General features: G+C 53.9%; 9 protein-coding genes. 8 read left to right on the top strand and 1 reads right to left on the bottom strand.

Features of this window, described 5'->3' with window-relative positions; translation table 11 throughout:
* Positions 1 to 122: 122 nt before the first annotated feature.
* Positions 123 to 1,967, top strand: a complete 1,845-nt coding sequence (ilvD, locus tag ACN06F_RS12170) for a dihydroxy-acid dehydratase (protein WP_038486064.1) — start codon at positions 123 to 125, stop codon at positions 1,965 to 1,967.
* Positions 1,968 to 2,077: 110 nt separating this feature from the next.
* Positions 2,078 to 3,130 carry an oxidoreductase gene (locus ACN06F_RS12165; RefSeq protein WP_433923995.1) on the top strand — a complete coding sequence of 351 codons (1,053 nt, stop codon included), beginning with the start codon at positions 2,078 to 2,080 and terminating at the stop codon, positions 3,128 to 3,130.
* A 179-nt stretch (positions 3,131 to 3,309) separates the two neighbouring features.
* Here the strand turns inward: ACN06F_RS12165 and nudE are convergent, their stop codons facing one another.
* Positions 3,310 to 3,924: an ADP compounds hydrolase NudE gene (gene nudE / locus ACN06F_RS12160; protein ID WP_038486060.1), complete on the bottom strand. Its 615-nt coding sequence runs from the start codon at positions 3,922 to 3,924 to the stop codon at positions 3,310 to 3,312.
* A gap of 70 nt (positions 3,925 to 3,994) precedes the next feature.
* Between nudE and yrfG the strand changes: the two genes are divergently transcribed.
* The 6 genes from yrfG to ACN06F_RS12130 all read left to right on the top strand — a co-directional run bounded on the left by yrfG (position 3,995) and on the right by ACN06F_RS12130 (position 11,250).
* The gene (gene yrfG, locus ACN06F_RS12155) at positions 3,995 to 4,672 is read left to right on the top strand and encodes a GMP/IMP nucleotidase (protein ID WP_089037425.1); all 678 of its coding nucleotides are present in this window, start codon (positions 3,995 to 3,997) and stop codon (positions 4,670 to 4,672) included.
* Positions 4,672 to 5,061: a ribosome-associated heat shock protein Hsp15 gene (gene hslR, locus ACN06F_RS12150; RefSeq protein WP_038486056.1), complete on the top strand. Its 390-nt coding sequence runs from the start codon at positions 4,672 to 4,674 to the stop codon at positions 5,059 to 5,061. The genes yrfG and hslR overlap by 1 nt, the downstream gene beginning before the upstream one ends.
* A gap of 58 nt (positions 5,062 to 5,119) precedes the next feature.
* Positions 5,120 to 5,995, top strand: coding sequence for an Hsp33 family molecular chaperone HslO (gene hslO, locus ACN06F_RS12145; RefSeq protein ID WP_038486054.1), 876 nt, complete (start codon positions 5,120 to 5,122; stop codon positions 5,993 to 5,995).
* A 310-nt stretch (positions 5,996 to 6,305) separates the two neighbouring features.
* A complete protein-coding gene (locus tag ACN06F_RS12140; RefSeq protein WP_038486052.1) occupies positions 6,306 to 7,862 on the top strand; it encodes a phosphoenolpyruvate carboxykinase in 1,557 nt (518 codons plus the stop codon).
* A gap of 140 nt (positions 7,863 to 8,002) precedes the next feature.
* Positions 8,003 to 8,500 carry a peptide-methionine (R)-S-oxide reductase MsrB gene (msrB, locus tag ACN06F_RS12135; RefSeq protein ID WP_433923994.1) on the top strand — a complete coding sequence of 166 codons (498 nt, stop codon included), beginning with the start codon at positions 8,003 to 8,005 and terminating at the stop codon, positions 8,498 to 8,500.
* 374 nt (positions 8,501 to 8,874) lie between these two features.
* Positions 8,875 to 11,250: a Tex family protein gene (locus tag ACN06F_RS12130; protein ID WP_433923993.1), complete on the top strand. Its 2,376-nt coding sequence runs from the start codon at positions 8,875 to 8,877 to the stop codon at positions 11,248 to 11,250.
* Positions 11,251 to 11,372 lie beyond the last annotated feature (122 nt).

The raw sequence follows: 11,372 nt of genomic DNA, 5'->3' as shown, positions 1-11,372 counted from the left end.
GGGAGGTTGCTCTCACCATCTAGTCTCCACGGTGCGCTCATGCCACAATCTAAGGCCGCTGGATTCACTTGCCTGTCGCCAAGAATGCGGTAGGCCACGATAAAGATGTAGAAGAGGACACCATGCCCGAGTATCGCTCCCGTACGACCACCGCCGGCCGTAATATGGCCGGCGCCCGCGCCCTTTGGCGCGCTACAGGTATGAAAGACGACGACTTCCATAAGCCTATTATTGCGGTTGCGAACTCGTTTACCCAGTTTGTACCGGGCCATGTTCACTTAAAAGACATGGGCCAATTGGTCGCCCGTGAAATTGAAAAAGCCGGCGGTGTGGCTAAAGAGTTCAACACCATAGCGGTAGATGATGGCATCGCTATGGGGCACGACGGCATGCTCTATTCGCTGCCCAGCCGCGATATTATCGCTGATAGCGTTGAGTACATGTGTAATGCCCACTGTGCCGACGCGCTAGTGTGTATTTCCAACTGCGACAAAATTACCCCTGGGATGTTGATGGCTGCTATGCGCCTCAATATTCCGGTCATTTTTGTTTCGGGTGGGCCCATGGAAGCGGGCAAAACCAAGCTGCTAGATCACGGCCTAGATCTGGTCGACGCCATGGTTATGGCGGCTGACGATAGCGTTGATGATGAAACTCTGGCTGAAGTCGAGCGCAGTGCTTGCCCCACCTGCGGCAGTTGCTCGGGTATGTTTACCGCTAACTCGATGAACTGTCTAATGGAAGCATTAGGCTTAGCGCTACCTGGTAATGGTACCGTGCTGGCGACCCATTCAGACCGTCGGCGCCTGTTTGAAACCGCTGGCCATCGCATTGTAGAGCTGGCCAAGCGCTACTATGAAGGCGAAGAAGCCCACCTGCTGCCCCGTGCGATTGGTAACAAAGCAGCGTTCAAAAATGCCATGACGTTAGATATCGCCATGGGTGGATCTACGAATACAATTTTGCATTTGCTGGCGGCGGCCCAAGAAGCGGAAGTCGACTTCTCCATGGCGGATATTGATCGGCTCTCTCGGGAAGTGCCGCAGCTATGTAAGGTGGCACCCAATACCCAGAAATACCATATCGAAGATGTTCACCGTGCGGGTGGCATTATGGCTATTCTGGGCGAACTGGATCGTGCGGGAGTGCTGGACACGTCAGTGCCAACTGTTTACGGCGATAGCCTAAAAGCGGCGCTGGAAGAGTGGGATATTATGCGCTCGCCAAACGCTGAGGTGGTCGAGTTCTTTAAAGCAGGCCCTGGTGGTATTCCAACCCAAACCGCTTTCTCACAAAGCGCCCGCTGGCCAAGCCTAGATGGCGATCGTGCTACCGGTTGTATTCGCGACCTAGCGCATGCGTTCTCAACAGAAGGCGGTTTGGCTGTGCTTTACGGCAACATCGCCCTCGATGGTTGCGTGGTTAAAACGGCAGGCGTTGACGATTCGATTCTCGTGTTCGAAGGCAAAGCCCACGTCGTTGAGTCCCAAGATCAAGCAGTGGCCAATGTATTGGACGGTAAGGTCAAAGAGGGCGATGTAGTGGTCATTCGCTACGAAGGCCCTAAAGGCGGTCCTGGCATGCAGGAAATGCTCTATCCGACCTCGTACTTAAAATCCAAAGGGCTGGGTAAGGCCTGTGCATTGTTGACGGATGGCCGCTTCTCTGGCGGGACTTCTGGGCTTTCCATTGGCCATGTTTCCCCCGAAGCGGCGGCAGGTGGCGCGATTGGTTTGGTTGAGCAGGGCGATACCATTCTGATTGATATTCCCAACCGTACGATTAACGTGCAACTACCTGATTCAGTATTAGCGAAGCGTCGCGAGGCGATGGAAGCTAAAGGCAAAGACGCCTGGAAGCCCGTCGAGCAGCGGCCTCGTAAGGTAACTCCCGCACTGAAAGCCTACGCATTGCTGGCCACGTCAGCAGACAAAGGTGCGGTTCGCGACCTTTCCAAGCTCGACTAGGTGTAGGTACTATGTAAAACAGCCCGTGCAAAGCGGGCTGTTTTATGTGGATTGCTTTATGTGAGCTGCTTTATGCCCAATGCAAACCGTCAAAACGACTAAGGAATGTAATGAAGGCGATTATCAACGTTGGCCTCGTTGGCTATGGATTTGCGAGTAAAACGTTTCATGCGCCACTCATTCAGGCAACGGAAGGCTTGGATTTAGTCGCAGTATCCTCTAGCGATGCCGCCAAAGTGCATGCTGACTTGGATGTTGAGGTTGAGCGCCAAGCACTGGCGTTATGTCAGCGTAGCGATATTGATCTAATTGTTATCCCTACACCTAATGACACGCATTTTCCGCTCGCCAAAGCAGCGTTGATGGCGGGTAAACACGTAGTCGTCGATAAGCCGTTTACCGTCACACTTTCAGAAGCCAAGCAGCTAAAAGCGCTGGCGATTGATAAAGAGCGTTTGGTGTCGGTATTTCATAACCGCCGTTGGGATAGTGACTTCCTTACTATTAAAGCGCTGCTTGAAGCCGGCACGTTAGGCCGTGTCACTGGGCTTGAGTCGCGTTTTGATCGTTTTCGTCCTGAAGTTCGTGACCGCTGGCGCGAAAAAGCCACACCAGGTGGGGGAATTTGGTATGACCTAGGCCCTCACTTGCTTGACCAAGCCTGTGAGCTGTTTGGGATGCCAAATGCCATCATGCTAGATCTGGGTGTGCGCAGAGATGACGCTAAAGCCGATGATGACTTTTTAGCGCTGCTGGAGTACGACGGCTGTCGCGTTAGCCTCAGCGCTGGCACGCTGGTTGCCGAATCAACACCGCGCTTCCGCATTAATGGAACGAAAGGTAGCTACCTTAAATACGGTCTAGACCCTCAAGAGGATCGCTTAAAAGCGGGAGAGGTGCCAACGCCTGCCTGGGGTGCTGACTCCCCAGGTACGCTGACCCTTCGCGAGGGCGACGGAGAAGAGGCACCGCTAGTGCGTCACGAGCATGCTACCCAGGCGGGTGACTACCTGGCTTATTATCAAGGCGTGGCCGTCGCGATCCGCGATAAAACGCCACTGCCTGTTGATATTGACGATGCGCTACGGAGCATGACGCTCTTGGAAGCTGGCCTAGACAGCCACCGCCAACGCCGCTGGATACCGCTAAAACACCATTTGTAAGCAGTTGGGACGGCTGCCTCTGGGCGTCGTTCCGCTACCTTCCGCGGGTGCCTCATTCGCTCGTTCCTCGCGAGATTCGTTACCACGCGCTACATAACTTATTGAGTTGACGGGTTTTGTAGCGCGGCGTAAGCGTCAGCGCACCCGCGACCGCGCTAACGGAGTTGACCGTTAACGCTTTACAGTAAATCCATTGCGCTATTGCGCTTCTCTTCGCGTAGCTTATCCCTTGCGATATAGAGCGCGGCTATGGCGCGGGCTTCGTGGAAGTCGTCACGTAATAGCAGTGCCGGCAGTTCTTCAATGGCATGGGTTTCGACAATCAACGGCTCTGGCTCGTCGCCCGGCAGGCGCTTGGGATAAAGATCGGTGGCGATGAGTACCTGCATGCGGTGGCGCATATAGTTAGGCGCAAGCGATAACTCCACCAGCGGTTCAATGCGATGCGCGCCAAAGCCGCACTCTTCCATTAGCTCGCGGTTGGCTGCAGTGACAATATCTTCGCCGGGATCAACTAGCCCCTTTGGCAACGTCAGCACATAATCTTCAAAGCCCGCCGCATATTCACGAATAAGCAGTACATGCTCTGGATCGGGCATGGCAATAATCATTACCGCGCCTCGGTCTGCGCCGGTTAAACGTTCAAACTGGCGCTCTTCACCATTAGAAAAGCGCAAGTCAAGCGACTCAATCTGGAATAAACGGCTTTTGGCGACGTTGGTTCGCGCCAAGATTTGCGGCTTTTTCAGGTAGTCATGTGGGGTATTGCCTGTTGAAGCGTCGTGGAGTGACATCATGCCTCCGTGGCTGCAAAAAACGGGTTACGCTACAATAGCATGCTTACTCTTTCATACTGGAGCGGCAATGATTGATTGGCGCGAGATTGATACTGTCCTACTCGATATGGATGGCACGCTGCTGGATCTGCACTTCGATAGCCATTTCTGGCTAGAGCACCTGCCAAAACGCTATGTTGAGCTTCATCAGCTAGACGCAGCGAGCCAAGAAGCGCTGCGTGCGCGCATTATCGGTGAACAGGGCACGCTGAACTGGTACAGCCTTGCGTACTGGAGCCGCGAGCTCGGTGTGGATATCGTGGCGCTGAAACGCGAAGTACAACACTTGATAGGCCTGCGTAGTGACGCGTTAGACTTTTTAACCTGGCTTAAGCAAGCCCACCCCCGTGTCATTCTAGCGACCAACGCAGACCGTGCCAGCCTCGCGCTAAAATTACCGCTGACAGGGTTGGAAAACTACCTCGACGCCATCATCTCATCAGAAGATGTGGGGGCTGCTAAAGAGGAGCAGGCTTTCTGGTTTGCGCTTCAAGAGCGAGAACCGTTTGATTCAGCGCGTACGCTGTTTATCGATGATAACGCACGCGTACTCGAAAGTGCCCGTGAGTTTGGTATCAAACACTTACTGGGTATTAAGCAGCCAGATAGCCAGCGGCCTGAAAAAGAACTGCAGGAGTTTATTGCCCTAGACCGGTTTGCCCAACTGCTGCCAGATAACCTGCCAGGGCAGCGAGGAGAGCGTTAATGAGCGACAGCGTTCGCTTGGATAAGTGGCTATGGGCCGCACGGTTTTTCAAAACCCGTGCCCTGGCTAAAAAAGCGATAGAAGGCGGTAAAGTTCACTATGACGGTGGCCGCGTCAAAACCAGCAAAAATGTCGAGCTGGGGGCGCTTATTCGCGTTCCCCAAGGGTGGGATATTTTTGAGGTGGAAGTGATTTCGCTTTCCGACCAGCGTCGCGGCGCGCCAGAAGCGCGTAAGCTCTACGCTGAAACCGAGGAAAGCGTGCAACGTCGAGCCAAAGAAGCTGAAGCTCGTCGTCTCACCAATGAAGCCATGCAGCACCCACTCAAACGCCCTGATAAAAAACAGCGGCGTGATATCCAGCGCTTCCAGCGCCAACAGGGCGATTAAATACGCATTTATTCGTCATGGCGGTAAGCCTTCTCTCTACTTCTCCGGCGGTTTCCTTATGTCTGATCAAATCCAACGTTTTATGTTTGACCAAACCAACGTGCGTGGTGAAATCGTCACGCTCAGCACTGCCTATCATGAAGTGTTAGACCGTCACGCCTATCCACCAGCGGTTAATGAATTGCTGGGTGAGCTGCTGGCGGCGGTCGCGTTGCTAACGGACACGGTAAAACTAGACGGCACCTTAAGCATTGAAGTGCGTGGACGAGGCTCGCTTGCACTCTTAATGGCCGAGTCCAACCCCGGTGGTGAGCTGCGTGCGATCGCGCGAATCGCGGAAGACGCTGTGCTGCCCAGCGAACATGCCAGTTTCCGAGAACTGGTGGGTGAAGGCCAAATTGTGATTACCCTAGATCCAAGGGAAGGGCATCGGTATCAAGGTATTGTTGCGCTTGATCACGCTACCTTGGGGGGCTGCCTAGAAGCCTACTTTGGCCAATCAGAACAGTTGCCAACACGCCTTTGGCTCGCGGCTGACGGCGAGCGTGCAGGTGGGCTGCTGCTTCAGCGCCTGCCTGACGCCTCACAAAATCAAGATGTTGATGCTTGGGAGCGCAGCGTTCATCTCGCTGAAACCATTAAGGCTGAAGAGCTGCTGGGGCTGGAGCAGCGCGAAGTGCTGTATCGGCTCTATCACGAAGAGACGGTTAGAGTGTTCGAGCCGAAAGCACTACGCTTTGGTTGCACCTGCTCGCGGGAGCGAATGAGTCATGCGTTATACACGCTTGGCGAACAGGAACTGCGCGATATTTTGCGTGAAGAAGGCGCAATCGATACGCAATGCCACTTTTGCCACACGAAATATCACTACACAGCCGCAGATATTGAAATTTTATTAGAAAATCCGGACGCGCCACCCCCGGTGATTCATTGATTGTGTAGTCGCAGATGATGGCATGAGTATTGAAGTCGTATAGGTACCGCGCTAGTCATAGCAAAGCCTATAGGATGCCTGCCGAACGGTTGTTTGAAAATATACTGCGCTGCAACACAAAATGTAGTGTCATTGTAGTAGTTTAACTACAAGATATTTGATGAAAGCCCCCGTTTCCTGGGGGCTTTCTTTTTGCCATAATGCGCCGGACTTCAGCGCACTCAGCCCATGGTATTGGAAACAATAAGCGGCTGAGATGATTTCTCAAGGCGTCGTTGACGCCCGGTAAATTCGAGACCCAGGAATCGACATGACCACGACTCAAGCCGCTCCCCAAGCCCACGTTAATCTTAGCAGCGCCGAACTGATCGAGCGCGCCGTGGCCCGTGGTGAAGGCCGCCTGTCGGCTAACGGTGCGCTGGTGGTAAACACCGGTCTGCGCACAGGGCGTTCACCGAAAGATCGCTATATCGTCGACGAGCCCTCTACTCGCGATAGCATCGACTGGGGAAGCGTGAACCGCCCGTTTGATGCTGAGAAATTTTCAGCGCTGTGGGCACGTGTAGAAGACTATCTGGGTAGCGGTGAGCACTTCGTAGCCGAACTGCATGTCGGCAGTGATAACACACACTACTTACCCGTTCGTGTTACCACAGAAACGGCTTGGCAAAACCTGTTTGGCCGCACCATGTTTGTGCGCCCGCAGGCATACAACACAGCGGTTAAAGATGAGTGGACGATTCTAAACGCCGCGGGTTTTGAGTGTGACCCCAGCCGCGACGGCACCAACTCTGATGGCTGTGTCATTATTAACTTTGCCGAGCGCAAAGTGTTGATTGCTGGTATGCGCTATGCCGGTGAAATGAAGAAAGCAATGTTCTCGGTGCAGAACTACTTGTTGCCAGAAGCAGATGTTCTGCCGATGCACTGCTCTGCGAACGTCGGTGAAGACGGCGAAACCTGTTTGTTCTTCGGCCTTTCAGGCACGGGTAAAACCACGCTTTCCGCTGACCAAGCGCGCTACCTGATTGGCGATGATGAGCACGCGTGGGGCGACGGTATCGTCTTCAACATGGAAGGTGGCTGCTACGCTAAATGTATCGACCTTTCTGAGAAGAACGAGCCGGTTATCTGGAACGCGATTAAGTTTGGTACCGTGCTTGAGAACGTTGTTCTTGACGATCGTCGCGAGCCGGATTACGCCGACGACAGCCTGACTCAGAATTCTCGTGCCGCTTACCCGCTAGAGCACGTTGAAAAGCGTGTACCGGAGAACCTGGCTGGTGAGCCTAACGCTATCGTCTTCCTGACCTGCGATATGTCTGGCGTATTGCCGCCCGTATCGATTCTTTCCAAAGAAGCCGCCGCGTACCATTTCTTGTCAGGCTACACAGCGAAAGTGGGCTCTACCGAAATGGGTTCATCTGAAGGCTTGGCTGCCACATTCTCTACCTGCTTCGGTGCGCCGTTCTTCCCGCGTCCTGCGCGTGAATACGCCGACCTGCTGATCAAGCGGGTAGACAAAAAAGATGCTCAGGTTTATCTCGTCAACACCGGCTGGACAGGTGGTGCCTACGGTGAAGGTGGCTCACGTTTCTCTATCCCGACTACTCGCGCTATCATCAGTGCTATTCAGTCCGGCGTGCTGCGTGATGTTGAAACCCAGCACATCGACGGCCTTAACCTTCAAGTGCCTGTAGCCGTGCCGGGTGTCGACTCTAGCCTGCTCAATCCTCGCGAAACGTGGGCTGACCAAGATGCCTACGATCGTCATCTGCAAGACCTTGCCACCAAATTCGTTGATAACTTCAAGAAGTTTGAAGGCGTTAACGAAGCAATTATCAAGGCAGGTCCGCAGTTAACCTGATATGTACGATAGGGTAAAGGTTGTCAAACGTTTGAATAACTAATCGAACGTTTAGGCAGTCAAGTAGTCAAAACGGGACGGTGCTAAGGCGCCGTCCCGTTTTTGTGACTATGTCCTTGACGTGTTAAAGGGGTGCGCAAATGAAGCGTCGTCACTTTTTGGGTCTTGCGGGGCTAACGGGATTGGCAGGTGTTCTTCCTGGCGTCTCGTTTGGCTTTCCGCGATTAGACCTTAAAGCAGCTCCTGGCCTTGAAAAGCTTGAATTAAGCGAAGACGAATGGCGTGAACGCCTGACTGATGAAGCCTTCTACGTGCTCCGCGAAGAGGGAACTGAGCGCGCCTTTTCAAGCCCACTGGACGGAGAGGTTGGGGAAGGTGAGTACCGCTGTGCTGGGTGCGATCTTGTACTTTTCACCAGCGCAATGAAGTATGAATCTGGCACCGGTTGGCCCAGTTTTTTCGAACATGTTGAGGGCCACTTGTTAAGCAAGTTGGATTTCAAACTGGTGTGGCCACGCACAGAATATCACTGTGCGCGCTGCGGCGGTCATCAAGGCCATGTCTTTGGTGATGGCCCAGAGCCTACCGGCTTGCGTTGGTGCAACAACGGTGTAGCACTGCGGTTTGTGCCTGCGTAAAACACTATCCGCGGGTGCCTCGTTTGCTCGTCCCTCGCAAGACTCGTTACACCGCGCTACAGGGACGCAAACATTGAGCTCAGTGGGATTGTAGCGCGTGGTAAGCGAAGCGCACCCGCGAGGGTAGTGCGAAGCGGTGCTGGAGTTGATCATGTGCCCATGGAGTGTCGCGGGTGCCTCGTTTGCTCGTCCCTCGCAAGACTCGTTACACCGCGCTACAGGGATGCAACCATTGAACTCAGTGGTGTTGTAGCGCGTGGTAAGCGAAGCGCACCCGCGAGGGCAACTTCCCCATCGTGGCCAATTCATGCCAGCATCGTGCGATTGTGGTACCTTGTCGGCACCTCGAATGCTGCATGAGTTAGTTGCACGTTATGGATGTCAAACAACGCATTATTTCACGCTTAGCCACTGAGCTAAACGTACGGCCTGAACAGGTCTCCGCAACGGTAGAGCTTCTGGATGGTGGCGCTACCGTGCCGTTTATTGCTCGTTATCGTAAAGAGGTAACGGGTGCCCTCGATGATATTCAGCTGCGCCAACTGGATGAGCGCCTGCGCTATTTGCGCGAGCTGGAAGAGCGCCGTGAAGCCGTACTAGCGGCTATCGATGAGCAAGGCAAGCTGGATGCCACGCTAAAAGCAACGATTCAGGCAGCTGAGACGAAGCAGCGCCTAGAAGACTTATACCTACCGTTTAAGAAAAAGCGCCGCACGAAAGCTCAAATTGCCCGTGAAGCGGGCCTAGAGCCACTGGCTGATGCCCTGTTGGCCAATCCGCAGCTTAATCCCGAAAGCGAAGCAGCGCAGTACCTGCGCCCTGCAGAAGGCGATATTCCAGCCATTGAAGATGCCAAAGCCGCCCTTGATGGTGCTAAGCAAATTCTCATGGAACGCTTCGCCGAAGACCCTGAACTTATTGGCCGATTGCGTGAACGGTTATGGCAAGAGGGCGAACTAAGTGCCCGCGTGCTAGATGGCAAGCAGCAGGAGGGCGCAAAGTTTTCTGACTACTTCGAACATGACGAGAAACTTGCCAAGGTGCCATCTCACCGTGCGCTGGCTATGTTCCGTGGTCGCAACGAAGGCATTCTAAGTCTGGCGATTCGTCTGCCTGGCGAAGAGGACGCTCCAATTCATCCGGCCCAGGTCGCTATTGCCAAACAAGTGGGTATTAGCGATGAAGGCCGCCCCGCCGACAAATGGTTGAGCGAAGTAGTGCGTTGGACGTGGCGTGTGAAGCTTTATACCGCGCTTGAAACCGAGTTGTTGGGTCGCTTGCGCGAGCAGGCAGAGTTGACTGCTATCGAGGTGTTTGCCGCCAACCTGAAAGACCTTTTGCTGGCAGCACCTGCAGGGCAAAAAGTGACTCTCGCGATTGACCCGGGTCTAAGAACCGGCTGCAAGGTTGCGGTGGTGGATGCTACCGGTCAATTTATCGACCAAGCGACGATTTACCCCCATGCGCCGCAGAATCGCTGGGACGAATCGCTCAATGTGCTCGCTAAGCTGGTTAAACAGCACGGCGTTCAACTCGTTGCCGTTGGCAATGGCACCGCCAGTCGTGAAACTGACAAGCTGGCAGGTGATCTGCTGAAGGCGTTAGCACCCGAGCATCGTTTAAGTAAAGTCATGGTGTCTGAGGCCGGTGCGTCGGTTTACTCCGCGTCGGAATACGCTTCCCGCGAGCTGCCGGATCTTGATGTCACCGTGCGCGGCGCTGTCTCTATTGCTCGCCGCCTGCAAGACCCGCTTGCAGAACTGGTGAAAATCGAGCCGAAATCTATCGGTGTTGGTCAGTATCAGCACGATGTCTCCCAGGTGCAGCTGTCACGTAGTCTAGAAGTCGTGATAGAAGACTGCGTTAACGCCGTCGGTGTGGATCTCAATACGGCATCTAGCGCATTGCTTTCACGTGTTGCTGGGCTAAGTGCTGCCATTGCTGAAAATATTGTTGCCCAACGCAACGTTCAAGGTGCCTTCAAGAGCCGTAAAGAGCTGTTAGAAGTTAGCCGCCTTGGACCAAAGACGTTTGAGCAGTGTGCTGGTTTTTTACGCATTAGCAACGCCGAAAATCCGCTGGACGCCAGCGCTGTTCACCCAGAGGCTTATACGCTGGTAGAGCGTATTGCCAAGCAGAATAGTCGAGATATAAAAGGCCTGATTGGTGATAGTGCGACGCTAAAAGCACTGAAGCCCGCTGACTTCGCTGATGAGCGTTTTGGTGTTCCTACCGTCAGCGATATTCTCAAAGAGCTGGATAAGCCAGGACGCGACCCGCGCCCTGAGTTTAAGGCGGCTGAATTCCGTGAAGGCGTCGAAACACTCAAAGACCTGAAGCTGGGCATGGTGCTGGAAGGTACCGTCACCAACGTGACCCACTTCGGTGCCTTTGTAGATATTGGCGTTCATCAAGACGGGCTCGTGCATATTTCAGCGCTCTCTGACCGCTTTATCGATGATCCGCGCAGTGTAGTCAAAGCAGGCGATATCGTTACCGTTAAGGTTATGAGCGTGGATATCCCCCGCAAGCGGGTAGGGCTTTCAATGCGTTTGGATGATGAGCCAGAACAGGCGCAAGCAGCTGTAAACTCCACTAACGACGAGCCTCGTAAGCCTGCACGTAGCCAGCGGTCGGCTAGTTCTGGACAGAATGGTCGTGGTCAACGCCAGGGAGGAAAGTCCAGCGAAGCAGCGGCACCAATGGGCGCGCTCGGCGCAGCACTGCTTAAAGCAAAGCAGGGCAAATAGTCGCGCGTCTTGAATATTTAATGGTTGCCGCCATATCCTGCTGTCTATTCTCGGTAAAAAAACGTGATAAACCGCATGGCGATGCCAGCTGATTTCAACAAGGCCTGCTTTAAGCAGGCCTT

Origin of the sequence: Vreelandella sp. 21 (genome assembly GCF_050995515.1) — a bacterium.
In the GTDB taxonomy this organism is placed as follows: domain Bacteria; phylum Pseudomonadota; class Gammaproteobacteria; order Pseudomonadales; family Halomonadaceae; genus Vreelandella; species Vreelandella alkaliphila.
The sequence above is the reverse complement of the archived record's forward strand: the minus strand, read 5'-3'. Positions and strand labels throughout refer to the sequence as shown.